This window comes from Saccharomonospora amisosensis (assembly GCF_011761185.1).
Lineage (GTDB): Bacteria > Actinomycetota > Actinomycetes > Mycobacteriales > Pseudonocardiaceae > Saccharomonospora_A > Saccharomonospora_A amisosensis.
In genome coordinates this window covers 2,886,285-2,911,543 of sequence record NZ_JAAOYM010000001.1, presented here as the reverse complement: position 1 = coordinate 2,911,543, position 25,259 = coordinate 2,886,285, and the positions used below count along the sequence as shown (strand labels likewise).

Annotated in this window: 26 protein-coding genes; 14 read left to right on the top strand and 12 right to left on the bottom strand. The window is 69.0% G+C overall.

Features of this window, described 5'->3' with window-relative positions:
* The first annotated feature begins 174 nt into the window (after positions 1–174).
* From FHU38_RS14160 to FHU38_RS14135, 6 genes are all read left to right on the top strand, one after another.
* Positions 175–969: an ABC transporter ATP-binding protein gene (locus FHU38_RS14160; protein ID WP_167171373.1), complete on the top strand. Its 795-nt coding sequence runs from the start codon at positions 175–177 to the stop codon at positions 967–969.
* Positions 966–1,814 carry an ABC transporter ATP-binding protein gene (locus tag FHU38_RS14155; protein WP_167171371.1) on the top strand — a complete coding sequence of 283 codons (849 nt, stop codon included), beginning with the start codon at positions 966–968 and terminating at the stop codon, positions 1,812–1,814. Before FHU38_RS14160 ends, FHU38_RS14155 begins: the two co-directional genes overlap by 4 nt.
* The gene (locus FHU38_RS14150; RefSeq protein ID WP_167171368.1) at positions 1,811–2,701 is read left to right on the top strand and encodes a branched-chain amino acid ABC transporter permease; all 891 of its coding nucleotides are present in this window, start codon (positions 1,811–1,813) and stop codon (positions 2,699–2,701) included. Before FHU38_RS14155 ends, FHU38_RS14150 begins: the two co-directional genes overlap by 4 nt.
* A complete protein-coding gene (locus tag FHU38_RS14145) occupies positions 2,701–3,825 on the top strand; it encodes a branched-chain amino acid ABC transporter permease (RefSeq protein WP_167171365.1) in 1,125 nt (374 codons plus the stop codon). The genes FHU38_RS14150 and FHU38_RS14145 overlap by 1 nt, the downstream gene beginning before the upstream one ends.
* A gap of 31 nt (positions 3,826–3,856) precedes the next feature.
* Entirely contained in the window at positions 3,857–5,122 is a 1,266-nt protein-coding gene (locus FHU38_RS14140) for an ABC transporter substrate-binding protein (RefSeq protein ID WP_167171362.1), read from the top strand.
* Positions 5,123–5,276: 154 nt separating this feature from the next.
* Positions 5,277–6,632, top strand: coding sequence for an aminomethyl transferase family protein (locus FHU38_RS14135; protein WP_167171358.1), 1,356 nt, complete (start codon positions 5,277–5,279; stop codon positions 6,630–6,632).
* 110 nt (positions 6,633–6,742) lie between these two features.
* Here FHU38_RS14135 and FHU38_RS14130 read toward each other — a convergent pair whose 3' ends face one another.
* The 6 genes from FHU38_RS14130 to FHU38_RS14105 all read right to left on the bottom strand — a co-directional run bounded on the left by FHU38_RS14130 (position 6,743) and on the right by FHU38_RS14105 (position 12,719).
* Positions 6,743–7,999, bottom strand: a complete 1,257-nt coding sequence (locus tag FHU38_RS14130) for an MFS transporter (RefSeq protein ID WP_167171355.1) — start codon at positions 7,997–7,999, stop codon at positions 6,743–6,745.
* 351 nt (positions 8,000–8,350) lie between these two features.
* Complete coding sequence (locus tag FHU38_RS14125; protein WP_167171352.1) at positions 8,351–8,743, bottom strand: phage holin family protein; 393 nt, start codon at positions 8,741–8,743, stop codon at positions 8,351–8,353.
* Positions 8,744–8,853: 110 nt separating this feature from the next.
* The gene (efeB, locus tag FHU38_RS14120) at positions 8,854–10,110 is read right to left on the bottom strand and encodes an iron uptake transporter deferrochelatase/peroxidase subunit (protein ID WP_167171349.1); all 1,257 of its coding nucleotides are present in this window, start codon (positions 10,108–10,110) and stop codon (positions 8,854–8,856) included.
* On the bottom strand, positions 10,110–11,249 hold the full coding sequence (gene efeO / locus FHU38_RS14115; RefSeq protein ID WP_390623285.1) for an iron uptake system protein EfeO: 1,140 nt from the start codon (positions 11,247–11,249) through the stop codon (positions 10,110–10,112). Before efeO ends, efeB begins: the two co-directional genes overlap by 1 nt.
* Positions 11,246–12,112 (bottom strand): iron uptake transporter permease EfeU, encoded by an 867-nt coding sequence (gene efeU, locus FHU38_RS14110; RefSeq protein WP_167171344.1) that lies wholly within the window; start codon positions 12,110–12,112, stop codon positions 11,246–11,248. Before efeU ends, efeO begins: the two co-directional genes overlap by 4 nt.
* A 193-nt stretch (positions 12,113–12,305) precedes the next feature.
* Positions 12,306–12,719 carry a YkvA family protein gene (locus tag FHU38_RS14105; protein WP_167171341.1) on the bottom strand — a complete coding sequence of 138 codons (414 nt, stop codon included), beginning with the start codon at positions 12,717–12,719 and terminating at the stop codon, positions 12,306–12,308.
* 241 nt (positions 12,720–12,960) lie between these two features.
* On the opposite strand from FHU38_RS14105, the gene FHU38_RS14100 reads away from it, so the two are divergent.
* Entirely contained in the window at positions 12,961–13,692 is a 732-nt protein-coding gene (locus FHU38_RS14100) for a rhomboid family intramembrane serine protease (protein ID WP_167171338.1), read from the top strand.
* A gap of 16 nt (positions 13,693–13,708) precedes the next feature.
* Here FHU38_RS14100 and FHU38_RS14095 read toward each other — a convergent pair whose 3' ends face one another.
* The 5 genes from FHU38_RS14095 to FHU38_RS14075 are packed head-to-tail and all read right to left on the bottom strand — an operon-like array spanning position 13,709 to position 17,569.
* Entirely contained in the window at positions 13,709–14,692 is a 984-nt protein-coding gene (locus tag FHU38_RS14095; RefSeq protein ID WP_313886773.1) for an Rv1681 family radical SAM protein, read from the bottom strand.
* On the bottom strand, positions 14,683–15,495 hold the full coding sequence (locus FHU38_RS14090) for an Rv1680 family SBP-like protein (RefSeq protein WP_167171335.1): 813 nt from the start codon (positions 15,493–15,495) through the stop codon (positions 14,683–14,685). The genes FHU38_RS14095 and FHU38_RS14090 overlap by 10 nt, the downstream gene beginning before the upstream one ends.
* Before the next feature lie 22 nt (positions 15,496–15,517).
* Positions 15,518–16,648, bottom strand: a complete 1,131-nt coding sequence (fadE16, locus tag FHU38_RS14085; protein ID WP_167171332.1) for an Rv1679 family acyl-CoA dehydrogenase — start codon at positions 16,646–16,648, stop codon at positions 15,518–15,520.
* 34 nt (positions 16,649–16,682) lie between these two features.
* Positions 16,683–17,051 carry an Rv1678 family membrane protein gene (locus tag FHU38_RS14080; RefSeq protein ID WP_167171329.1) on the bottom strand — a complete coding sequence of 123 codons (369 nt, stop codon included), beginning with the start codon at positions 17,049–17,051 and terminating at the stop codon, positions 16,683–16,685.
* Entirely contained in the window at positions 17,048–17,569 is a 522-nt protein-coding gene (locus FHU38_RS14075; protein ID WP_167171326.1) for a DoxX family protein, read from the bottom strand. Before FHU38_RS14075 ends, FHU38_RS14080 begins: the two co-directional genes overlap by 4 nt.
* 171 nt (positions 17,570–17,740) lie before the next feature.
* On the opposite strand from FHU38_RS14075, the gene FHU38_RS14070 reads away from it, so the two are divergent.
* The 4 genes from FHU38_RS14070 to FHU38_RS14055 all read left to right on the top strand — a co-directional run bounded on the left by FHU38_RS14070 (position 17,741) and on the right by FHU38_RS14055 (position 20,765).
* The gene (locus tag FHU38_RS14070) at positions 17,741–17,911 is read left to right on the top strand and encodes a hypothetical protein (protein WP_167171323.1); all 171 of its coding nucleotides are present in this window, start codon (positions 17,741–17,743) and stop codon (positions 17,909–17,911) included.
* 334 nt (positions 17,912–18,245) lie between these two features.
* Positions 18,246–19,217, top strand: coding sequence for an NAD(P)H-dependent flavin oxidoreductase (locus FHU38_RS14065; RefSeq protein WP_167171321.1), 972 nt, complete (start codon positions 18,246–18,248; stop codon positions 19,215–19,217).
* Between the two features lie 20 nt (positions 19,218–19,237).
* Positions 19,238–19,999, top strand: a complete 762-nt coding sequence (locus FHU38_RS14060; RefSeq protein ID WP_167171318.1) for a 3-hydroxyacyl-CoA dehydrogenase — start codon at positions 19,238–19,240, stop codon at positions 19,997–19,999.
* A gap of 97 nt (positions 20,000–20,096) precedes the next feature.
* The gene (locus FHU38_RS14055) at positions 20,097–20,765 is read left to right on the top strand and encodes a TetR/AcrR family transcriptional regulator (protein WP_167171315.1); all 669 of its coding nucleotides are present in this window, start codon (positions 20,097–20,099) and stop codon (positions 20,763–20,765) included.
* Between the two features lie 23 nt (positions 20,766–20,788).
* On the opposite strand, the gene FHU38_RS14050 is transcribed toward FHU38_RS14055, so the two are convergent.
* On the bottom strand, positions 20,789–21,388 hold the full coding sequence (locus tag FHU38_RS14050; RefSeq protein ID WP_167171312.1) for a TIGR03086 family metal-binding protein: 600 nt from the start codon (positions 21,386–21,388) through the stop codon (positions 20,789–20,791).
* 140 nt (positions 21,389–21,528) lie between these two features.
* On the opposite strand from FHU38_RS14050, the gene FHU38_RS14045 reads away from it, so the two are divergent.
* The 3 genes from FHU38_RS14045 (at position 21,529) to FHU38_RS14035 (ending at position 25,235) form a co-directional block, all read left to right on the top strand.
* Positions 21,529–22,071 carry a dihydrofolate reductase family protein gene (locus FHU38_RS14045; RefSeq protein WP_167171309.1) on the top strand — a complete coding sequence of 181 codons (543 nt, stop codon included), beginning with the start codon at positions 21,529–21,531 and terminating at the stop codon, positions 22,069–22,071.
* 599 nt (positions 22,072–22,670) lie between these two features.
* Positions 22,671–23,438: a CPBP family intramembrane glutamic endopeptidase gene (locus tag FHU38_RS14040; RefSeq protein ID WP_167171306.1), complete on the top strand. Its 768-nt coding sequence runs from the start codon at positions 22,671–22,673 to the stop codon at positions 23,436–23,438.
* 78 nt (positions 23,439–23,516) lie between these two features.
* Complete coding sequence (locus FHU38_RS14035; RefSeq protein ID WP_313886772.1) at positions 23,517–25,235, top strand: alpha/beta hydrolase; 1,719 nt, start codon at positions 23,517–23,519, stop codon at positions 25,233–25,235.
* The last annotated feature ends 24 nt before the right edge of the window (positions 25,236–25,259 follow it).

Here is a 25,259-nt window from a genome sequence, read left to right as displayed (position 1 = left end):
CACGCGACGCCGACCGTGACGAGGAACCTCGGTGGCCGGGCGGTCGCGACCATGCCGACGGTGCGCGAACCGTCCGGTACGCCCACGGCACCCGGTGGTCATCCGTTCCTCGGGCCGAGCGACCCGAACACGTTCTCGCGTCCATCCCTTCTACGACGACGTGAAGGAGAGCCGGTGGAACACCCGCCAGCCGACACCTCACAATGCCTTTCGGTCCGAGGACTGGCAGTGCGTTACGGAAAGAACGTGCAGGCCCTGCACGACGTGAGTCTCTCGGTCTCGCCCGGCACGGTGGTCGCCCTCATGGGCGTCAACGGTGCCGGTAAGACCACGCTCGCACGCAGTGTGACGGGGATGCTCTCGTTCCACGGTGGAGTAGTCAGCGCGGGCGAGATCCTCTGGGAGGGACGATCCATCGCCGGGCGCGGTCCTCGCGACATCGTGCGCGGCGGGATCAGCCAGACCCTTGAGGGGCGTCGCGTCTTCGCAGAGCTGACCGTTGCCGAGAACCTCATCGTGGGCGGCATCACGCAGCGCAACGACGCCGAGCTGCGGCGGCGGACCGAGGAGATCCTGGAGATGTTTCCCGTGCTGGCGGAGCGCAGCGACCAGCACGCGGGGTACCTGTCCGGGGGTGAGCAGCAGATGCTCGCCATCGGACGTGCCCTCATGCAATCGCCGAGACTCATCGTGCTGGACGAGCCGTCGCTCGGTCTGGCGCCCAAGGTGGTTTCCCAAGTTCGAGACACCATCGCCACGATCAGGGAGGCTGGCACGAGCGTGCTGCTCATTGAGCAGAACGCGACGATGGCGCTTGGCGTCTCCGACTACGGCTACGTGCTGTCGCACGGCCGGGTCACCAAGTCGGGTCCCAGTCAGGAACTGCTCGAGGATCCGGAGATTCAGGCGTTCTACCTCGGACTCGACGAGGACTCGCAGGACTTGGCGCCGAGCGGAGGCCAGGCATGACCCAACAACCGCCGTTGCTTGAGGTGCGCGACGTCGGGCTCTCCTTCGGTGGAGTCCACGCCATTCGCGACGTGAGCTTCGAGGTTCGCCATGGGGAGTTCTTCGCGATCATCGGACCCAACGGCGCGGGTAAGACGTCGATGCTCAACGTGCTGAACGGGGTCTACCAACCCAACCACGGCGAGGTCTTGTTCGCAGGGAGCTCGCTGATCGGGCGCAGGCCGCCGACGATCGCGTCGCTTGGCATCGCGCGCACCTTCCAGAACCTCGCCCTCTTCGACGAGATGACCGTCCTGGACAACGTCGTCCTCGGACGGCACCACACGATGCGCGCGGGCATCCTCAGTGGTGGGTTGTGGTTCGGTCGGGCCAGGCGCGAGGAGCGCGAGGCGAGGGTCGCCTGTGAACCACTCCTGGAGATCATGGGCTTGGGCGAGTTGCGCGACCACGAGGTCCGCGATCTGCCTTACGGCGTCAAGAAGCGGATCGAACTGGCGCGGGCCCTCGCCATGGAGCCCCGGCTGCTCCTGCTCGACGAACCGGTGGCGGGACTCAACGCCGGCGAGAGCCGCGAACTCGCCGATTGGGTACTGCAGGCAAAGGAGCGGCTTGACCTCACCGTCGTGATGATCGAGCACGACATGGCCCTCGTCCGGCGCTATGCCGACCGGGTGCTGGTGCTCGATTTCGGGGAGGTCATCTGCTGCGAGCCACCCGAGGTGGCCATCTCCGACCCCAGGGTGATCCGCGCCTACCTGGGCGGCAGCGACGAGGACGTCGTGCGCAAGGCCGTGAGCAGTGGGGCCGTTGCCGCTTCGCAACAGGGAAAGGAGGCACGGCGGTGACCGAGCAACTTCAGGTCCTCGTCGGAGGGATCACGCTGGGCTGCCTCTACGGGCTTCTCGCGCTCGGCTTCGTCGTCGTCGCCCGATCGACCGGGGTGCTCAACCTGACACAGGGTGCCTTCGTCGTGATGGGTGCCTACTTCACGTATGCCGCCAGCCGTACGTTGAATTTGCCGTTCCCGATCGCGGTGTTGCTCGCCGTGCTCGCCACGGCGGGTATCGCGGTGCTGCTCGAGGCGTTGATCGTCCACCGGATCGCGAACTCGAACCTGTTCACGCCGATCCTGGTGACGTTCGGGCTGTTGATCCTCATCCCGCCCATCTTCTACGGCATCTGGGGCACGAAACCCTTGGCTATCGCCGATCCGTGGGGCCTGGCTCATTTCCAGTTGGGACCGGTCTCGGTGAATCATCGCGACATCGCGGTGGTGGTGGTGACGGCCGTGCTGCTGGTGGCGCTCGCGCTGTTCCTGCGTCGCACCCGCCTGGGTCTGGCCATGCAGGCGACGGCCGTTGATGCGGAGGCGGCGCTGGCCCAGGGCATCAGCGACCGGCTCGTGCACCGGTTGTCGTGGGCGCTCGCGGGTTCGTTCGGCGCCGTAGCAGGCATGTTCCTCGCCACCGCGGCAGGCGGTGGCGCACGGCCGGGCCTGGAGTTGTATGCCCTCCTCGCGCTTCCCGTGATCATCCTGGGTGGCATCGAGTCCCCGCTGGGGGCTGTCATTGGCGGTCTCGTCATGGGCATCGTCCAGCAGTTCGCCGTTGCCACGGTCCCCGAGAGCTTCGGCAAGGGCTTCTCCGAGGTGGTGCCCTACATCGTCATGATCACCATTCTGCTGGTTCGCCCCGAGGGGCTTTTCGGGACACGGAAGGTGAGGAGAGCGTGATGACCTCACAGCAGGCAGTATCCGTCGACCCTGTCGAGGCGCCCGGAAAGGCTCGTGAGGCGGCCAACCCGCGCTTGGTCGGTTCCCGCTCGGCCCGGTGGGGTCTCGTGGCGCTCCTGGTGCTCATCGTCGCGTTCCCGATGAACTTCGGTGACACGTACTGGCTGGGCGTGCTGAACGCGACCGGTACCGCCGCTATCGCCGCGGTGGGTCTCAATGTGCTGACCGGCTACGCCGGGCAGATCTCCCTCGGCCACGCGTTCTTCGTCAGCGTCGGGGCGTTCACCACCCAGTACGTGGGGGGAACCATGGGACTTCCCATGGTGGTCTGGCTCCCGGCGGCCGCGCTCGCGGGTGGGATCTGCGGTGCGCTCGTGGCGCCGTTCGCGTTGCGGCTCAAGGGCCCCTACCTTGCGATCGTGTCGCTGGGACTGGTGTTCTTGGGGGTTTTCCTCGGCCGCAACCTGCCGTCGGTCACGGGCGGGAACGAGGGGACCGTCGTCTCGGCACGCGCGACCCTCGGCCCGATCGACTTCGAGCAGCTGCAGCTCGGCTCGATCTACTTCCTGCGCGAGCAGAGCCTTTTCATCCTCATCTGGGGCTGCCTGGCGCTGGTGCTGCTGTTCACCGCCAACGTGATGCGCACGCGAGGGGGGCGCGCGATGCAGGCGGTGCGTGACCACGACATCGCGGCGGAGGTGCTGGGCGTGAGGATGATGCGCACCCAGGCGAACGCCTTCATCCTCTCGACCGCCATCGCCGGGCTGGCCGGTGGCCTGCTCGCCGTCAACCTGCAGTACATCCGCCCGGACAACTTCGATGTCAACCTGTCCGTTCAGTACCTGGCGATCATCGTGATCGGCGGCCTTGGCTCGACCTTCGGTCCCGTGCTGGGCGCGATCTTCGTCAGTATGGTCCCGGTTCTGGTCGACAACTTCTCCGACAAGCTGCCGTTCATGGGGACGCCGGGCAGCGATGGACTGTCCACCACGGATCTCAACCTGATCCTGTACGGCAGCCTCATCGTCGCGTTCCTGCTGCTGGAGTCCAAAGGCCTGGTGGCGCTCCTCGGCCGTGCGCGCCGAGCCCTCCAGGCTCGCCGATCCGCCGCAAACCCAGCGTAACAGCGCTGTTACCATCCGAAAGGGACACACTATGAAGCGACGTCTTCTCACCAGCGGTGCCGCGGCCTTAGCGTTTGCCGTGGCGCTCACCGGCTGCGCCGCGCAGAGTACCGACAGCTCCTCGGAGGGCGGAGCCGATGGGTTGGCCGCCGTGCCCGGGTTCGACCCCGACCAGGGCACCATCAAGGTCGGCAACATCCTGGCCCTGAGTGGGCCCATCGCCGCGGGCGCCAAGGAGCAACTGGTCGGGCAGAACGCGTGGTTCGACAAGGTGAACTCGCAAGGCGGTGTCGCGGGCAAGTACAAGATCGAACTCGTCACCGCCGACAACCAGTACAACGCTCAGCTGGCGGTGCAGGCGTACGAGAAGATCCGGGGCGACGTCGTCATGTTGTCCGGCATCCTCGGCACCCCGTCGGTGAAGGCACTCGTGCCGCTGATGATGCGCAACGACGGTAACGCCGTGCCGAGCAACCAGGACGCGAACATCAAGGACGAGCCGAGCCTCGTGCCGATCTTCGGCTCGTACCAGACCAACGTCGTCAACGCCGTCTCCTACCTCAACAGCTCCGGCCGCGCGAAGGCCGACTCCGCGAAGTACTGCGCCCTGGTCATGGAGAACGACTGGGGTGACGCCGTCGTCGAGGGCATGGAGTACATCACCGACAAGCTCGGTAGCAAGGTGACCGAGGTGCAGCGGTTCAACCCGACCGACACCCAGTTCACCGCCCAGATGCAAGCCCTGAAGAGCGCCCAGTGCTCGGTCGTGGCCTTCGGTGGCGCGGAGGGCAACACGCCCTCGATGGTGGCGGCGGCCAGCCAGCTCAACTTCAACCCCACCTGGGTGTCGGAGTTCATCGCCCACAACATCGGTTTCGCCGACATGCCGGAGGTGGCCAAGTACCTGCAGTCGAACTTCGTGTTCACCGGCCCCGGCAACGACCTGGAAGACACCTCGGTGGAGGGCATCAAGAACCTGAAGGACTCCATCGGGGACAAGCCGGTCACCCTGCAGTACGTCTACGGCTACATGCAGGCGGTCACCACGACGACGATCCTGGAGAAGGCCATCGAGATGGGTGACCTGAGCGGTAAGGGCATCCGTGAGGCGATCGCCAGCACCGACACGCTGACCTTCCAGGGGCTCAACGGTGAGGTCAAGCTCGGCGCCGATAACCGGATCCTGCCCCGCACCACCACCCTGTACCAGTTCAAGCCCAGCGCCGAGAACAAGTACGGGTTGAAGGCGGCGGAGGTGCAGTACAACGCGCCGGAGGGCTTGCCCGACAAGTTCTGAGTGCTCGCTCGCTCGTCGGCCGCCGGGTTCACCCGGCGGCCGGCGGGCTCTGATGTCCTGATTGGACTTCGAAAGCGGAACCGGAGTCAACGCCACAACACGTCAAGCGTCGCGGCTGTCGAATGACGAGTCGGCCACAGGAGGGCGTCTTACTATGGGAGCGCAAAGTCTCGAGACCGCGATCCAGCGTGCGGGATCCCCGGTGGAGCTACTGCGTCACTCGACCGTTCGCCCGCACACGTTCCCGGTCAAGCCGGAGTTCACGAACTGGCGCTCGGAGCAGCGGGCGTGGCGCACCTCGTGCGCGCTGCTGGACCAGTCGCACCACATGACCGATCTCTACCTCAGCGGTCCGGACGCCCCGCGGCTGCTGTCCGACTTCGGGGTCAACACGTTCGCGAACTTCACCCCCGGCAAGGCCAAGCAGTACGTCGCCGTCAACGCCGACGGCCACATCATCGGCGACGCCATCCTTTTCCACCTCGAGGACGGGCTGTTCGACCTCGTCGGTCACCCGACCGTGCCGAACTGGCTGCAGTACAACGCCGAGGCCGGGGGCTACGACGTCACTATCGAGCGGGACGAGAACTCCGCCGACCGGCCGTCCGGGCCTCCTACGGTCTACCGCTACGAACTGCAGGGGCCGACGGCGAAACCCCTCGTCGAGAGGCTGACCGGCCGCCCGCTGCCCGCCGTGAAGTTCTTCCACATGACCGAATTCACCATCGCGGGCCATCGGGTGCGGGCGCTGCGGCACGGCATGGCGGGCAGGCCCGGCTTCGAACTGTTCGGGCCGTGGCATGAGGGTGACGACGTACTCGCCGCGATCCTGGAGGCAGGTGAGGAATTCGGTCTCGTGCGGGCTGGAGCCAAGGCCTATTCGACGGCCAACCTGGAATCGGGCTGGGTCCCGACGGCGGTGCCGGCCATCTTCGGTCCCGAGCTGACCGCGTACCGCCAGTGGCTGGGCGCCGATGCGCTCGGATCACTGGGCGGCAGCATGAACTCGCCGGAGATCAGTGACTACTACGTCACGCCGTACGACCTCGGCTACGGGCACACGGTCAAGTTCGATCACGACTTCCTGGGCCGGGAGGCGCTGGAACGGATGGCTGCCGGTTCCCGCCGCGCCAAGGTGACGTTGGTGTGGAACCCCGACGACGTCGCCGCTGTGTTCCGGTCTCTGGCCGAACCGGGTGTCCCGGCGAAGTACATCGAGCTGCCGAAGTCCCGTTACGCGTTCTTCCACGTGGACACGGTGCTGCGAGGTGGGGCAGCGGTGGGCCTGTCGCTTGACGTGGGTTACATCGCCAACGAGCAGGCTTTCGTGTCGCTGGCCACGGTCGATGCCGCGGTCGCCGAGCCGGGCACGGACGTCACGGTGCTGTGGGGCGAGGAGCCCAACTCCACCAAACCCGGTGTCGAACGGCACCGGCAGGTTGAGATCAGGGCTACGGTGGCTCCCGCGCCGTATGTCCAGGAGGTCCGCCAGTCCTACCGCACGTCCTGACAGCTCGTGGTTCGAGGTGCACATGCTGCCGCAGCAGGTGCACCTCGAACCAGTGTCGTGGGGCGGCGCGCAGGGTGCGACGGCCGGGCCGACCGGTCCGTGCCCGGGGTTCAGCTCCCGGCCGTGGCTGCGACGGGATTCGCCCCCACCGGTTCGCCTGCCTGCTGCCTGGCCGATCTGAAAGCGGCCGCGGCCGCCGCGGTAGCGACAAGCGTGGTCAGTCCTGCCACCAGCAGCGCCTGTGGCGGTCCGAACCGCTCCGCCAACCAGCCGAGCAGCGGCGCGCCAACGGCTCCGGCGGCCGCGGCGACGGTGCCCTGGACGGCGAGTACCCGGCCGCGCATCCCCTCGTCGGAATCCAGTTGCAGGCGAGTGCTCTTCGCGGTGTCGATGAGCACGGCACCCGCGGCGATCGGCAGGATCATCGCCGCGAAGCCGACCAGGTTGGGCAGGAAGCCACTGATCGCCTGCAGCACGCTGGTGAAGGCGGCGGCACCGAGCAGCAGCGGGATCGTCAGCTCCCGGAAACGGGCGGTCACCACACCGCCGACCACTGTGCCGACGGCGAACACCGACGACAGCACACCGTAGCCAGCCGCACCGGCTCCCAGCGGTCCTTCCGCCATGGCGGCCATCGTGACCTGGTAGTTGCGGCCGAGGCTTGACAGCACGAACCCCAGCGCGAACAGCAGCAACAGCGCCCGCTGTCCGCGCACGTAGGTCAGTCCTGCCCTGACACCCGCGAGCTCGGGGTCGCTCACCGCGATCGGGTAGAACTCACCGGGCCGCATCACGAGGACGGTCGCTATGACGGCGACGAAGGTCGCCGCGTTGACAAGGAACAGCAGCGGTTCGCTGCCGACCGCGACGAGCACCCCGGCCAGGCTCATGCCGAGCACCCTGCCGATCGAGTTGACGATCGAGTTCCACGCCAGCGCGTTGCCGAGATCGTTCCTGGGAACCACCTGGCTGGCGAAGCGACCCAGCGCCGGCCCGCCGAAGGTGCCGACCAGCCCGGACAGTGCCGTGAGGGCGTAGATGGCGCCGACCGGCAGTCCAGTCCACACCACCAGCGCCAGCAGCAGCGCCAGCACCAGGTGCGTGCTCTCCGCGATCAGCACGATCCGCCGGGGCGGGAACCGGTCGGCCAGGGCACCGGCCCACGGCCCGAACAGCAGTGCGGGCAGGGTGCTGAGCAGCACCGAGACGCCCAGCGAGGTGGCGGAGCCCGTCATGGCCAGCACAACCCAGTTCAGCCCGAGCACCTGCATCCAGGTACCGGTGACAGAGACCAGGTCAGCGCCCGCCCACAGTCTGTAGTTGTGGTTGCCTAGTGCGCGGAACACGGGCGGCAGTTCTCGCCGCAAAGCTGCTTCCTCCAGCCGGGGCAGGGCACACCGACGCGGCGGTGACCCGGAAGAACAGACATCAGCACCGGTCGTCGGTGGCCGGGCGTCAACACGCTAACCGGTGCCCGACCGCCGTTCCGCAGTTCCAAACCTGTGGCGATGCCAACATCGCCGCGCGGTAACGCGCGGGAATACCGCACCAGCGCCCAGCAGGAGCGAGAGTCATGCTGGTCGAGAAAGTGCTGCGAACACACGGTAGTTGACTGGCACACGACTGGCACAGCCGCCGCAGCGAGTTGTGCCTACGGTGAGGCGAAAATCTCAAGCTGCCCTGCCCAGGGCCCACCCGGCGCTGCGCTCGGCCGCCGGTCACTGCTCGCGGGCTGCCCTACCCGCCGCTTCGCCGCCGCTGCGGACGCCGGACAGCGCCTGCTCCGGCACCGGGGGAGCTGCCCGACGAATCCGGTCGGCACCGCGCAGGCGGCAAGCGCGGCCACGACCCGAAAGCGCCAGCCCGGTGAACACCGCCGCAAGCCAGGACGGCAGCACCCCGCTCAACGCGAGGCCGATTCCGGCGACGAACGCGGCCCCCGCGTAAAGGGCGAGCACGCAGGCGAACACGATGAGCGCTCCGCCGATCCCCGCCTGCCCGGCCTTGGCGCGCGGTTCCCGCAACGCGTCCCGCGGCTCGTCGCGCGCGAGCGCGCCGACCTGCTCAGAAAAAACCTCACTCACCCGGTCGCCTGGCTGCCTGTCCGGCATGGGGATCTCCTCGTGGCTTCACGCGAGCTGCGTTCCGGCATCGACACCCGCGCACCCGCGCCCGCAACGGCCGGTGCGGCACGCGCTCCACCCAGCACGAGGGAGTTCGTTCAGCCGAACAGCTGCTCGCCCCAGTAGCCGCCGTGGCTCACACCGGGCGGGCAGGCGAAGATCGCCGACCCGGTGTGCTCGAGGTACTCCATCATCGGGTCCCCGGTGGCCAGCGCACGTTGCATCGGCACGAACTGCTCGCGGCTGTCCCGGTTGAAGCAGATGAAGAACAAACCCGCGTCGAGATGGCCGAGGCCGTCGGAGCCGTCGGTGAAGTTGTAGCCGCGGCGCAGGATGCGCACGCCGCCGAGCGAGTCGGGTGAGGCCAACCGGATGTGTGCGTTGTGCGGGATCATCGGTTCGCCGTCCGTGCCCTTGACGTGGAGGTCGACCTGGTCGAACTCGGCGGCCTGGCCGAGCGGGGCGCCGCTGCCCTTCGCGCGGCCGATGAGTTGTTCCTGCTCGCCCAGCGACGTGCGGTCCCAGGTCTCGATGTGCATCCGGATGCGCCGGGCGACGAGGTAGGTTCCGCCCACCAGCCAGTCGGGGCCGTCGCCGGGGCGCACCCAGACGTGCTCGTCGAGGGCCTGGGTGTCCTCGGCCTTGAGGTTGTTGGTGCCGTCCTTGAAGCCGAACAGGTTGCGCGGTGTCTGCTGGGCGCGGCTGGTGGACGAGGTGCGCCCGAACCCCAGCTGCGACCAGCGCACCGCCACCTTGCCGAAGCCGATCCGTGCCAGGTTGCGCACCGCGTGCACCGCCACCTGCGGGTCGTTGGCGCAGGCCTGCACGCACAGATCGCCACCGCAGCGCGCAGGGTCCAGGTCATCACGCGGGAACGGCGGCAGGTCGGCCAACGCGGCGGGTTTGCGCTCGCGCAGGCCGAACCGCTCGTCGAACAGCGAGGGGCCGAAGCCGATGGTGAGGGTCAGCGCGGACGCGGGAAGGCCGAGAGCCTCGCCGGTGTCGGCGGGCGGTGCGTACGGCGAGCCGCCCACCGCGCCGCCGCCCTCCGTTTCCAGTCCGCGGGTCATTCGGCGTGCCGCACGAGTCCACTCCCGCAGCAGCTCCACGAGGTCGCCGCGGTCGGAGGTGGTGACATCGAAGGCGACGAAGTGCAGGTGATCCTGCGCCGGGGTGACGATGCCCGCTTGATGGGCACCTTCGAACGGCACGGTGGTGGTGAGCTCCTGCGGTTGATCGCCCGGCTCGGTGAGCAGCCAGCGCTTCGCCGCCAACCCGCCCGCCGCCCCGGTTCCGGCGAGCGCGGCGCCTGCCCCGGTGAGTCCGAGCAGGCGCCGCCGCGACAGGCCCGCCATCAGCTCGCCACCACCTCGGCCACCTTGCTCACCGGCTCGCCCAGCGCGTCCACCGCCGAGGCCAGCTCACGCACCTCCTGCCGCGACAGGTCGGTGTAGCGGCGGAAGCCGTCGCCGTCACGATGCTTGTCGAGCAGCCGGTTCAGCTCGGCGAACCTGGTGTCCAGCGTGGCCGGCAGTCGCGCGTCGCGTTGCAGGATCGCGGGGCGCAGCGCGTCGATCGCTGCCTTCGAACCATCCACATTGGCCTGGAAGTCCCACAGATCGGTGTGGGAGTACCTGTCCTCCTCGCCGGTGATCTTGCCGGTGGCGACCTCGTCGAGGAGTTCCTTGGCACCGTTGGCTAGCGCCACCGGCGTCAACTCGATGCCGCGCGTCCTGCTCGCCAGTTCCTCGACGTCGGCGACCAACTGCTCGGCGATGCGCGCGGAGTCGGGTCGCGGCCCGCTCACCCACAGATCCTTCTCCAGCCGGTGGAAGCCGGTGAAGGCCATGCCCTCTCCCAGCACGTCCTCGCGACCGTCGATCTTGGGGTCGAGGTCGGCGAAGCTCTCCGCGACCGGCTCGATGCGCTCCCAGTGGGTGCGAGCCACCGGGAAGAGACTCTTGGCTCGCTCGACGTCGCCCGCCTTGACGGCCTCGGCGAACTCCTTGGTTCTCGGCACCAGCTTCTCGACCTCCGCGTCGACGTAGGCCTTGTAGCTGCGCGTCGCGGCGGCCAGGTGCCCGCCGCGGTCCTGCTGTGCGCCCGCCTGGCCGGTGACCTCGAAGTCGCCTCGGATTCCCTCGCCGCGCATGCCCGGCTTGCAGGCCGTCTGGTAAGTGCCCGCTCGGCGTACGTCGACGATGAGCCTGCGGGTCAGCCCGGGGGAGATGTTCTCGACCTCTCCCATGATCCGGTCACCCTCGCCGTAGAGGTAGAACTCGGTGACCTTGCTTCCCTCGTTGGTGACCTCGAAGGTGAGCTTGCCGGCCTTCGCTGTCGTGGTGGCCACTTCGCAGCTCGAGTCACCTGCCTTGACCGCGATGGCGTCGGACGCGTCGGCATCGGCGGCACCCTCCTGCTCGCCGCATGCGGCGAGCAGGAGCAGCAGGGCCGCCGCCGTGGCCGCGGCGATGGACTTGTGTGACACGTTCACTCCTTGACTGTGCTGGCCGAACCTGTGGCCGGGGCGGTGGGCGCGGTGTCGCGCCGCGTTTCGCGGTCCGGCCGCAGGAAAAGCGTCAGCACGATGGCGACATAGCCGATCCAGGCGAGCGCCTGTACCACCGTGGTCTGTTGCGAGTAGTTGAAGACGCCCTTCAGCAGGGCGCCGTACCAGCTGTCCTCCGGCAGCACGCCGGAGGCGTCGAACGCCAGCACGTCAAGGCCCGGCAGGAATCGGGCCTCCTGCAGGTCGTGCAGGCCGTAGCCGAGCACCCCGGCGGCGACGAAGACCAGCAGCACGCCGGTGACGGTGAAGAACCGGCCGAGATCGAACCGCACGGCGCCCCGGTACAACAGGTAGGCCAGGGCGACGGCCACCGCGATGCCGATCGCGAAGCCGAGCAGCGGTTGGCTGGTCCCGCCCTGGGCGGTCTGCACGGCCGCGTAGAAGAAGACGGCCGTTTCCAGCCCTTCCCGACCCACGGCGAGGAAGGACAGCACCAGCACGGCGGCTGGGCCGATCTTGAGCGCGTCGTCGAGTTTGCCCCGCAGTTCGGCGGCGATGCTCTTCGATGCCCTGCGCATCCAGAAGATCATTCCGGTCACGAAGGCGACGGCCACGATGGACAGTGCTCCGCCGAGCAGTTCCTGTTGCTCGAAGGAGAGTTGGGCGGTGGTGTAGGTGAGCACCGCTCCCACCGCGATCGAGAGCACGACCGCGATCGACACGCCGAGCCACACCCACCGCAGCGCGCCTCGGCGGTCGGTTCGCACCAGGAACGCCACGAGGATGCTCACCACGAGCGCTGCTTCGAGCCCTTCGCGAAGCCCGATCAAGGTGCTCGAGAACAGCATGAAGCCTCCCTGCCGAGTCATTGATCCTGGAGGAGTTTTAGGTAAGGCTCACCTGAATGTCCAGTGCCCGTGGGTGATCGACCCGGACGGGGCCCGGACCAACCGGACAAAGCCGGTGGTTAGGTGAGCCTTACCGCAGGTCAGGGCTGGATGTAACGATGTGGTAACTGACCGCCCGATTCGGTGGCGCGGGTCACGGTTCCTTCAGTCCGGTGAGCCTGCACAGCGTGGAGAACCCGGCCGCGGTGCCCGGCCAGTGCCGCGCAAGCGCCGGTGAGCCCGCCCTTCGCGCGGTGGAACGCAGCACCACGGTGACAACGATCGCGTCGTCGGCGTGGCCGAGCACCGGGATGAAATCGGGCACCAGGTCGATCGGCAGCGCGAGGTAGGCCAGCAGCAGCCACAGTCGCAACCGCACTCCCAGCGGCAACTCGCGGTCTGTCGCGAGCCTGCGCACCAGCCGCAGCAGGTCGGGCAGCAGCCGCATGGCCTCGCTCAGCGACCGCCCGCGCGGGTTCGCGACCACCAGCGCCACCACCAGCGCCAGCCACACCACCACGAGGGCCGCCGCCGAGACGACCAGCGGTCCCCACCAAAAGTCCGTCATCGCCACCACCGGAAGCGGACCACGGGGGACGACGGGCTGCGCGAACCGACGCCGGGCACGTTCGCAGCATAGCCGCGCCCATCGGCGACACCGCGGTGCGCCAACTCGGCCACGGCGGGCGGGAAGTGGTGCGTGCGGCGGCACACCACCGCGTCACGGTTGCGTCACGCGCGGCGAGACCCGGCGCGGCCGCGGGTAGGGTTTCGCCGCACCGAGTGAAACGACAAGGGGAACACCAGCCATGAACGACGGCCCGACGAGTGGTCAGGTGCTGGGTGCCAGGGACGCGGAGTCGTTGGTGGCCGACGCGCGCCGCGCGCTGTGGGTCATGGTCTCCTTCGTCGCGGTGCTGTGGATCGTGCAGGTTGTCAACTGGGCCAACGATTACCGGCTCAGCCTCGAGTACGGCATCCTCGCGCGGGACGTCGACTCGCTACCCACCGTTCTCAGCTCACCGTTCCTGCACTTCAGCTGGGGACATATCGAGAGCAACTCGGGTCCGCTGTTCGTGTTCGGTTTTCTCGCCGCGCTGCGGGGTGTGCGCAAGTTCCTCGGCGTGACCGCGCTGATCGTCCTCGTCAGCGGCCTCGGTGCCTGGCTGACCCATCCGCCCGGCACCGTGGGGGCCGGCGCGAGCGGTGTCGTGCTCGGCTACTTCGGCTATATCCTCGTGCGCGGCCTGTTCGACAGGCGTGGCGTGGACATCGTCGTCGGGCTGGTGATGGCGCTGTGTTTCGCCTACCAGTTCTCTGTCCTTGTGCCCGGCGAGGCAGGCATCAGCTGGCAGGCGCACCTGTTCGGCTTCCTCGGCGGGGTACTCGGCGGCTGGGTTTTCCGTGACCGTCGTGCCAAGACCGCACCCACCGAGGTGGCCGCGGCCCCACCCGCCGCGCGCGCCGAAACCGAACCGGCACCACCTCAGCAACCGACCGTCCACAAAGCTGACGACGCGGTCGGTCGGCCGGACGCGTAGCTGCCGCGAGGGCAGGTCACGCGCGCGGGAACCACCTGGCAGCGGCGTCGGCACGCGACCGGTGCTGGGCGAACCTGGTACGCACCAGCTCGATGGCGGCTCCGATCGGGAACAACTCGGTGGTGACGAGTTGGTCGTCGTGGTCGGCGCCCACCGGATGCCAGTACACCCCTTCGGCGGTGACGGTCACCTCGGGAATCAGCGACTCCATCGTCAACTCGACGCCGCTGTCGGCAACCCCGCGCCGCGCGAGTGGCCGGATCACCTGGTCGTGCCTTGGAATCCCGAGGTCGTCGAGAAACGCGTGCAGCGGCTGTTGGAAACGCAGCCGCTGCGGCGGCAGCGTCGCCGCGACGCGAACCCGAAACCCCTCGGCGAGCGCGAGCCGGATTCCGGCAACGGCTCGCTGCCAGGAACCGCGACCACGATGGTGGTCGTGCGGCTCTGGTTCAGCCGAGTCGAGGCTGACCTGCAGCGTCAACCGGCCGCGCGTCATCCGCCGCAGCGCGGCGAGCCTGCTGCCTCGCCACAGCATCCCGTTGGTGAGCAACGTCGTCGGCAGCACCGCCGTGCAGTGCGCCACCAGCTCGTCGATATCGGGCAGCAGGAACGGCTCACCTCCGGTGAGCAGCAGTTCGCTCACGCCCGCGTTCGCCGCCTCACTCGCCAGCCTGCGCACCCGGTCGGCTCCCAGTTCCCGCCTCGGAGCTCGCGGCGAGGACCGGACGCAGCAGTAGTCGCAGGACAGGTTGCAGTCGAAGTTGGTGTAGAGCCACAACCGCACCCCTGGCCGTCGCTGCGGAGCCAGCTCGGCGATGGGGTCCGGCGCCCGGCCGCGGCGCACGGTGGCGACGCCACCGCTGATGCCGAGCAACTCGTTGCCCGTGTGCGCGCACCACGCCGCGACGGTGCCGGCCTGCGCCGGGTCGAGTGGCACCGTGACGGTGTCGCCTTCGGCCACCGCGCCGATGCGCTGCACCAGGTCAAGGATCACCACCACTGTGGCACTCCCTGCGCGCGCACGGCCGCGAACAGCGACTCGTAACCCTCCAACCGAGGCGGTATCCACCGGCGCAGCCCTTCCAGCTCCAGGATCGGCCGGTGATCCGGGTTGTCCCAGTCCATCGCGAACAACCACTCCACCCACGGTCGGGTGCGCTCCTCACCGACGTGGGGCAGTGCCGTGAAGTTGCAGTGCGAGTAGGTGGGAGATTCCCAGAACACCTCGAACGCGCCGGGCATCAGTCGCTCGCGCCCGATCGCCTCCCAGGTGTTGCCGCCGACCACCGCGGCGTCGGCACGGTCGTCGAGCACGGCGCGCAACGCGTCCAGCTCGCTGCGGCCGGTGTCGCCGTGTTTGCCCACGTCACTGTCGTTGCGCAGCAGTTCGACGTCCCGCACGTCGAGACCGGCCTCGGACAGGTAGTGCACCGGCAGGATCGCAGCCTGGGCCGAGTCGCGAGAACCGAGCGCCAGCCGCCTGCCGTTGAGGTCGGCCAACCCGGCGAGCCCGCTGCCCGGTCTGGCGACGAACAGACTCTGGAACACCGCGTCGGTGTCGCGCATCGCCAGCGCCCTGCACGCGCCCTCGGTGCGGCCGACCGTGCGCACCCAGGCCAGATTGGTGTTCCAGGCGACGTCGATCGTGCCGTCCAGCAACGCCCGTACCTGGCTCGCGTAGTTGGAGAACAGCACGAAATCCATGGGGGCGGGGCTCGCCGCGAAGTAGTCGCGCAACCCCTCCCAGATCGTGACGACGTTCGATGTGTAGGCGACAGCGCCGACGACAAGCGGCTCGTTCACGGTGTCGATCCCCTTTCCCGGGTCAGAAGAGTGGCTGGCCGGTCACGGCCTTGCCGTAGAAGTCGTAGAGCGCGTCGGCCGTGGGAGCCATCACGTGTCCAGCCCTGGCGTCGCGGAAGTAGCGGTCGATGCCGAGGTGCTGGGAGAAGGCGGCGCCGCCGCACACCCGCATCGCCGCGTCGGTCACCCGCAGCGCGGCGTCGTTGGCGGCGGCTTTGCTGCCGAGTACGTGCAGCATCGTGTCCTCGCCTTGCCGTGCCAGCGCATCAGCGGTCTGCCGCAGCATCGCTCGCATGCCGGTGACCTCGATCGACATCCGCGCCAGCTGGGCACGGATGGTCGGCAGTGCGGAAAGGCTTTGCTCGAGGTGCTCGAAGGTCGCCGCGGTGGCGTGCGTTATCGCGGCGTCGGTGGCCGCACGTGCCAGTCCTGTCGACACGGCCGCGTTGCCGAGGTTGAACCACGGCAGCACGGTTTCCATCAGCAGCTCGAACCCGCCACCCGCCCCGCCGAGGCGTGCGGTACTGGGCAGTTCCACGTCCAGCGTGACGGGCGCCGACGCGTTGCCGCGCAGGCCGAGCCCATGCCAATCACCCGACACGGTGACGCCAGGAGTCGTCGCCGGGATCGTCACCAGGTCGACGGTGTCGGCACCCTCGGTCAGTGTGGAGGCCACGTAGATGTCGGCGTGCCCGGCAGAGGTCACCCAGCTCTTCTCGGCGCGCACCCGTAACATGCCACCCTTGGCCACCGCACGAGAAACCGGTGCCCAGAAGTGTGACCGCGAACCACGCTCCGACAGGGCGAGCGAGGCCAGCACCTTGCCGGTGGCCACATCGGACAGCAGTCCGGGCATGGCGGCAGGCGCGGCCCGCGCCAGCGGCATGGTGGCGCTGACGTGCATCAGGTAGATCATCGCGGTGGAGCCGCACTCGGCCGCAAGCGCGCTGACCACCTCGGCGAACTCGAGTGGCCCGCAGCCGAGCCCGCCGGACTCGGCCGGCACGGTGAGCCCCAGCAGCCCCGATTCCCGCAGTGCCAGCACCGACTCGGTGGGGAAACGCGCCTCGCCGTCGACCTCGGAGGCATGCCTGCGTGCCAGTGCCAGCACCGGTTCCAGCAGCGGGAAAAGCTTCTCGGTCGCGGCGTTCACAGCGCTCCTCGTGTGTGTTGCTTCGGATCGTCGTTCAGCGGGATTCGTCGGGCGCGCGGCTGGGAACCAGGCCGACCACCAACAACCCGGCGCCCAGTCCCAGCAGCAGGGAGCAGGTGGAACCGTTGCCTTCGAGCCAGTTCGTGTTACCGCCCAGTTGCACCAGTTGTGCGATCGCCGCGGCGAGGAACGCCGCGCCCGCCGCCACCACCACGGCGCGGATGGCGAGCAGTCCGCCCGCCACCGCCACCGCGCCGGCCACGACGAGCAGCACCAGTGCCCGACCACGTACCTGTACGAAGTCGTAGGGCAGGTGTGAGCCGGGGGACAGCGCGAACAACGCGCTCAGCAGCGCCGCGACTCCCAGCGTCGCAGCCGCCTTCTCCGCTGGGCGCAGCGTCATGTCAGCCTCCTCAGCATTCGCGCCGCGCTGCTTTCGCCGAGCGCGGGGCGCAACACGGCGTCCACCCCGAAGCAGCGGCCAGCGGCGGTGGCGAACAGCGCGAGGTGGGCCAGGATCATCAGGTAGTAGGACCAGTGCCACTCGTGCGGTGCGTTGAGCACGGACAGCGTGATCACAACGGACTGACCGACCCCGATCGCCGCCCACAGCCGGGTCGCGAGGCCCACCAGGAGGAACGCCCCCAGCCCCGCCTCCACGACAAGGGTCACCCAACCGAACAAGGCGAAGTTGGGCAGCACGACGTGTTCGGCGAACCAGGCGTAGGGTCCCCATACCGGTCGATCGACGGCGAACCGGGTGAAGTGGTAGAGCCCGCCGTTGCTGTCCTCACCGAAGTCCGGTGGCACCTTCCACGCCGCGTTCTGCACCCACAGCAGCGCCACACCCACCCGCACCACGGCAGTGAGCACTCGTGACGGCAGCCCCGTGCCGACCGGTTGTCCGACCCGGACACTCATCGCACACCTTCCGTTGGCTCGGTTGTGTCACCAGCCAAGCCAACCCCCGTCCGGGTCACAAGAGGGTGGCTGCTTACGGAACTCTGACAAGCGACGAGCAGCACCCGGCGCCGCTCGTTTGGGGCGTGTCCGACAGGGAATCCGAACAGTTACCGAAGAAGGGAGCGATCCATGAAGGACACACGCAACGAGGAGACGGCACCGTACGGCATTCCGGTGCCGGACATCTTCGATGACGCGCCGAGCGCCGAGGAGCGAACCACCGACCGAGCCGACTCCGCGACCCGGTTCACCGGGTCGTCACGGCCACCAACCTCCGACGACGAGGGGCCGCGGCACTGAAAGCAGGCACTGAAGCCGGCACTGAAAGCAGGCACTGAAAGCAGGCACTGAAGCCGGCACTGAAGCCGGCACTGAAGCCGGCACTGAAGCCGGCACTGAAGCCGGCACTGAAAGCCGCATCGCCCGCCGACGCCGGACGGGCACGCGAGGTACGACGGGTGATACCCGTGACCGATGAGCGGCGGGACCGTAAGGTCGCTCCGCCCGCCGCACCGCGCAGCTGCACCACCCGCCTCCGCCCACCACGCAACGGTGAGACCCAGGCCACATACCTAGCGCTCGATAAATAGCTAGTCTCGGGCTGGCCGTTGCGAGAGGAAGGTGCCCGAGGCGTATGGTGCGCACCAGGTTCTGTGAGGTCTTCGGGGTCGATTACCCGATCGTCCAAGGCGGGATGCAGTGGGTTGGCAGGGCCGAGTTGGTGGCCGCTGTCGCCAACGCGGGTGGCCTCGGCTTCATCACCGCGCTCACCCAGCCTTCGCCCGAGGACCTGGTCGCGGAGATCGCCCGATGCAGGGACATGACCGACAAGCCGTTCGGCGTGAACCTGACGATCCTGCCCTCCATCAACCCGCCGCCGTACGCCGAGTACCGCGACGCGATCATCGAGTCGGGCGTGCCGGTGGTGGAGACCGCCGGCTTCAACCCCGCCGAGCACCTGCCCGCCTTCGCCGAGGGCGGGGTCAAGGTGCTGCACAAGTGCACCAGCGTCCGGCACGCCGTGAAGGCGCAGGAACTGGGCGTGGACGGCATCTCCATCGACGGGTTCGAGTGCGCGGGTCACCCCGGCGAGGACGACGTTCCCGGCCTCGTGCTCGTCCCCGCCGCGGCCGAACGGATCAACATCCCGTTGATCGCCTCCGGGGGCTTCGGTGACGCACGCGGACTGGTGGCGGCCCTGGCTCTGGGGGCGGACGGGATCAACATGGGAACCCGGTTCGTCGCGACCGTGGAAGCTCCCGTACACGACAACGTCAAGCGCAGGCTCGTCGAAGCCACCGAGCGCGACACCGAACTGATCTTTCGGCAGCTGCGCAACACCGCACGCGTCGCGCGCAACACGGTCAGCACCAAAGTGGTGTCCCGGTTGGCCGCGGGCGGCACGTTCGAGGATGTGCGCGATCTCGTCGCGGGCACCCGCGGGCGCAAGGTGCTCGAAGTGGGCGACCTCGAACTCGGGATCTGGACCGCGGGTCAGGTGCAGGGAATCATTCACGACATCCCGACCGTCGCGGAGTTGATCGACCGAATCGTCACCGGCGCACGCGAGCTGATCAACGACCGGCTCGCGGCAGCGGTGCGCTGAGCCAGGAAGGAACGAGCGGGATGGACATCAGCAACGGGGTCGCCCTGGTCACCGGTGGCGCGTCGGGTCTCGGCCTCGCGACCGTGCGGGAACTGCACGGCAAAGGCGCGAAGATCGTCGTGGTCGACCTGCCGTCGTCGCAGGGCGCGACCATCGCCGACGAACTCGGAGACGGTGTCGTGTTCGCACCTGCCGACGTCACCGACGAGGCACAGGTGGCGGCGGCGCTGGACGCCGCGGAGCGGCTCGGCACGCTGCGCGCGGTGGTGAACTGCGCGGGCATCGGCAACGCCTTCAAGACCGTCGGCAAGTCGGGTGCCTTCCCGCTGGCCGACTTCACCAAGGTCGTGCACGTCAACCTGATCGGCACCTTCAACGTCATCCGGCTGGCCGCCGAGCGCATGGCCAGGGCCGAGCCGGAGGGGGAGGAACGCGGTGTCGTCGTCAACACCGCTTCGGTCGCCGCGTTCGACGGGCAGATCGGGCAGGCCGCCTACTCCGCATCCAAGGGCGGCATCGTCGGCATGACGTTGCCGATCGCCCGTGACCTGGCCACACTGCGGATCAGGGTGGTCACGATCGCACCGGGACTGTTCCACACCCCGTTGTTCGCCACCCTGCCGGACGAGGCGATCGCCTCCCTCGGCGCGCAGGTGCCCCACCCGTCCCGGCTCGGTGACCCCGCGGAGTTCGCCGCGCTCGCCCTGCACATCGTCGAGAACCCCATGCTCAACGGCGAGACGATCCGGTTGGACGGAGCCATCCGGATGGCGCCGCGCTGATCGGGTGCGACGGCTCGGCCGGCGGGCGCGATGACTTGGTGGTCGCGCCCGCCGGGTATGGTCGTGGTCGCCCGGCAGTACGTTCGGTAGGTGCGAGATGGCGCGAGGCGACGACACGGTGAGTGAGGTCGACTGGCGGCACTACGAGCCGCTGGACCTCACCCCCATCCTGGCGGGTGCGCTGGACGCGTTCTACGAGCACGGCTTCCACGGCACGACGGTGCGCGACATCGCCCGCAGGGTCGGGCTGACCGTGCCCGCGCTGTACTACCACCACGAGAACAAGGAGGGCGTGTTCACCGCCCTGCTCGAACTCGGCACCGGCGACGTGGCCTGGCGGGTGCGGGCGGCGGCCGCCGCGGGCGGCGAACGGCCCCAGGAGCAGTTCGTCAACGTGGTCGAGGCGATCGTTCTGCACACCACGCAGCGCCCGCAACTGTCAACGCTCGACCTGGAGTTGAGGCACCTCTCCACGCGCAACCGCAGGCGGTACGCGGCCCGGCGCAAGGAAATCGAGGACCTGCTGCTCGGGATCGTGCAGGCGGGTGTGCGACACGGCGTGTTCACCGCCACCGTCCCCGAGGAGACCGCGCGGGCCGTGCTCGGGATGTGTCAGTCGATCGCCAGGTGGTACCGCCCCGACGGGCCGCTCTCGCCAGCCGACGTGGCCCACAGGTACATCGACATCGCACTGCTGACGGTAGGCGCACGGCCGGGGCCCGACGGTCGGGGAGCCTCCACCGCCGCTCAACCGCCCGCACGCTGACCCACCGCGAGCCGCACGTGCCGTTATCCGCGGCTGTGCCAGGACGGGTCGCGGCCGGTCAGCGCGATGAGGCGCGCGAGTGTCGGCGCGTTGTCCGGTACCGCAGCGGGTGGCCCGAACAGCCCGGGACTGCCGTCGGGGTGTTCGGCCACACTCGAGCGTACGAACTCAAGCGCCACCGCGAGCAGGGCCGGTTCGCAGTGGAAGTCCTGCCCGGTGGCGACCGCGAGATCCCAGCCGTGCACGATCACCTCGTCCAGCGCTACCACACCGGCGACCTCGCCGGGCATCGTGACACCGCCCGCCTCGGTCTCGCCCGACCACGCCGATTCCTCGCGCCATGCCGATGCGAGGTCACGCAACCGTTGCGCAACGCGGGTGCGCCAGTCCTCGCCGAGCCCCGCAGACGGCGGCCGCGGCGGCTGTGGTAGGTCGTCGACGTGGCCTGGTTTCTCGCGTGCCGCCCCGGTGAACGCGAGAGCCAGACCGTCGATATGGCCGAGCAGGTCGCCCACGTTCATGTGCTCGCACGGGGTGGGCCCGCCGAGCTGGTCGTCGCGCACACCCCGCACCAGCCGGGCCAACTCCTCGGTCGCCGGTGCCAGATCGTAACCGCCAGCCATTTGCCTACCGCCTTCCTGCCGTGCCGTCGCCTCGGATCGGATGCTGCCAGTTCGGACCGACAATTCCGCGCGACGATGAGTTCTCCCCCCTTGCGGGGTCTACCCGAAATAGGCGCGAACCTTGGCGGGAGGTAGGTGTCATGGCGAAGGTGCTGTATTCGTGCACGATGTCGTTGGACGGCTTCATCGCGGGCCCCGGCGGCGACATGTCCTGGCTCAGCGAGCATCTCGGCCCCAACCCGACGGTGGAAGGGTTCATGGCCAGGATCGGGTCGCTGCTCGTGGGCCATCGCAGCTTCCGAGGCGACGACCCGCACCGGGGGACCCCGAAGGAGGGCAAGCCGTTCGGAGGGGGCTGGAGCGGCCAGCAGTTCGTGCTGACCCACAACCCACCTGGCAACCCCGTGCCAGGCACCACGTTCGTCGGTGACCTGAACACTGGCCTCGCCAAGGCGAAGGCCGCGGCGGGGGAAGGCTACGTCAACGTCATCGGAGCCGGTGTCGCCGCACAGTGCCTCGCGGCCGACGAACTCGACGAGTTGCTGGTACTCGTCGCGCCGGTGCTGCTCGGCGACGGCGTGCGGCTGTTCGACCATCCAGGAGGCACCAGGGTGCGGCTGGAACGGCTGAGCCTCACGCACACCCCGCACTCGACGGATCTGTGGCTGCGCGTCGTGCGCTAGCCCCACGCCGCCGTGCGGGCAGGCACAGGGCGACCTCAGGGAGAGGTTGAGCCATTCCACCATGACCCACGCCGGGAACCGGGCGCCGAACTCCTGCGCCACGTCGCCTTCCCGGCGCCGCGGCATCGGCTCCAGTTCCCGCCGGGCGTGCTCGGCCAGCGGCGCTTCCATCGCGGCGATCCGCCGCCGCAACGTGCGGTCCAGCGCCCCGCGGTACGGGGTGTGCCGCGGGGCGCTCCGCCCAGTTCGACATCAACGATCGGCCGGAAACCGCGAAATCGCTGGTGCTGGCGAGCGCAGCGTCCGGGCAGCTGCGCACGCCCGCTCCGAAGGCGATGTGCTCGCCGGGATCGGGGCGGCGGTCGAAACACGAGGCCCTCCCCGTCGCGGAGGCCCCGCTCGTCCCTGCTGGCGCCAGGTGTGGATCGGTCTGGCATCGGGCTGGAGCGCATCGGCGACGAAAACGGCGCCAATCCAGGGCCTCGTGTCACGCATCCGGCGCATGGCTCGTGCCGCCGCGGTATTCCACACCCGCTCGTGGCCCTTGCCACGGTGTGAGCAGGGCACCCGACCATGGCCGCGACGCATACTGGATTGCGATGGCTGGAGTGAAGTCGGTACTGGCGCACCTGACCGGTAAACACGCGCATGTCCGCCCCGTGCCCCGCAAGGTCGCCCTGCTCGGAACGGCCGTGGTGATAGCCGCGCTCGTGGTGCTCAACCTGGCCAAGAACCTGCTGCCCTGGGCAGGGGTCTCGGTGAGCGTCGTCGCGGCGGCAGGGCTGCTGCTCTTCGCCCGAAGGCACGGGCTCAGCTGGACGCAGCTCGGGCTCGGCAGGGACCGGTTGCGCTCGGGTGCGCTGTGGGGACTGTCCGCCATCGCCATCGTGGTCGGCATCTACGTCGTCGGCGTGTCGCTGCCGATGACCCGGTCGCTGTTCCTCGACGCCAGGTACCACTCCGGTGTGTCGCAGGCATTGCTGACGGCGTTCGTGCTGATCCCGCTCGGCACGATCCTGCTGGAGGAAGTGGCCTTCCGTTCGGTGCTGTGGGGCATGCTTTCCCGGCACATGACCGCGTGGCGGGTGCTGCTGACCTCCTCCGCGCTGTTCGGGCTTTGGCACGTGCTGCCGTCGCTGCAGGTCACGGGCGCAAACCAGGGGCTGAGCGACGTCGTGTCCAGCCAGAGCCCGTGGACCACCGTGCTGGTGGTGGCGGGGACGGTGGCCTTCACCGCCGCAGGCGGCATCGTGGCCGGCGAACTGCGCAGACGTAGTGGCAGTGTGCTCGCCAGCGCCGGAATGCACTGGGCCACCAACTCGCTCGGTGTGCTGTTCGGTCTCGTGGCCTGGCAACTGGCTGCCTGAGCGCCCCACCCGATCAGGAGAGGCGACGCGCGTCGCGCTCAGCACCCCGTACTGCCCATGAGCTGCCATGATGGCGGCGTGGTGGGGTCGGTAACCGTCCGGCGGCAGGCGAAGCGGCCGGTTTGGAAACGCCTGGGTTCGCGCGCGGCCCGGCGGCTGCGGGCGCTGTGGCCGCCCCGCTACAGCCTTGCCGGACTCATCGCAACCGTCGCGTTCGCGAGCGTCTCGTTCACACCCTCACTGCTGCCACGAGGCTGGGCGCCGCAGGGTGCGTTCACCGGGATCACGGCGGCCGTGGGCTACGGGGTCGGCGTGTCGCTGGCCTGGCTCGTGCGGACGCTGGCAGGCACGTCCCCCTCTGCGAAGGCCCGTCGCGTCTGGTGGATACTGCTGGCCGTACTGGGCATCCCGGTGCTGGCCTCGACACTGTGGCTGGGGCAGGACTGGCAGCGCAGGCTCCACCTGCTGATGGGCATGCCGCCACCCGACCCCTACGCGTGGCTGCCGATGCTCGCGGTGGCCACCGCCGTACTGCTGGTGATCATCACGGCGTTTCGGCTGCTGCGCTGGCTGGTACGCGCGCTTACCGCCAGACTCACCCCCCGGATGCGGCCGCGCGTCGCCAGGACGTTGGCCGTCGCCGTCGTGTTCGTGCTGGTGGCCGCTCTCGCCAACGGCCTGCTGTGGCGAGCGTTGGTGAACGCGTCGAGCGACGCGTTCGGCGCACCTGACCGCCCCGTAAGCGAGGCGGCCGTCTCCCGGCCATTGGCACAGCAACGTTCCGGCAGCCCGGCCTCACTGATCTCGTGGGACTCGCTGGGCCGTCACGGCAAGAGCTTCGTCGCCAGCGCACCGAGCATCGCGCGGCTGTCGGCGTTCTCCGGGGCAGCAGCCCAGCGGCCGGTGCGGGTCTACGCCGGGCTCAACTCGGCCCCTAACACCGCGGCCCGTGCCGCACTGGCGGTGCGCGACCTACGCAGGGCCGGCGGCTTCGACCGGAAGGTGCTCGTCGTGGCGCAGGCCAGCGGCAGCGGCACCGTGGACCCCGCGGCGGTGCAGGCGCTCGAGTACATGTACAACGGCGACACCGCCGTGGTCAGCATGCAGTACTCGTTCCTGCCGAGCTGGTTCTCCTTCGTCACCGACCGGGAGCGGGCGCAGCAGACCGGTAGGGAGCTGTTCGACCAGGTCCACCGGGCATGGGCGGCGCTGCCCGAGGACCAGCGGCCCAAGCTGCTTGTGACCGGGACGAGCCTGGGCGCGTTCGGCATCGAGGCCGCCTTCGACAACCTCGCCGACGTCCGTAGCCGCACCGACGGTGTTGTACTGGCAGGGCCGCCGTCGGCCAGCCCGCTGCATCAATTCCTGGTGCGACACCGCGACCCCGGAACCCCGCAGTGGCTGCCGGTGTACGACTCCGGCCGCACAGTGCGTTTCGCGTCCACCGCACGGGACCTGTGGTCGCCCGACGCGAGGTGGCAGTGGCCCCGGATGGTGTACCTGCAGCACGGCTCGGACCCGGTGGTGTTCTGGGACCCCGAGATCGCCGTTAACCGGCCGGACTGGCTGGTCGAGCCGAGGGCGCCGGACGTTTCACCAGACCTGAGCTGGTTGCCGTTGTTCACTTTCTGGCAGATCACCGCGGACATGCCGTACGCGCAGGACGTCGCGCAAGGCCACGGGCACAACTACCGGACGCTCTTCGCCGACGCCTGGGCCGCCGTGGCCGCGCCACCGGGCTGGACCGCCGCCGACACCCCGCGACTGCGTGCCGTGCTGGAAACCATCCAGCGCTGACCTCCCGCATCACCATGGCAAGTG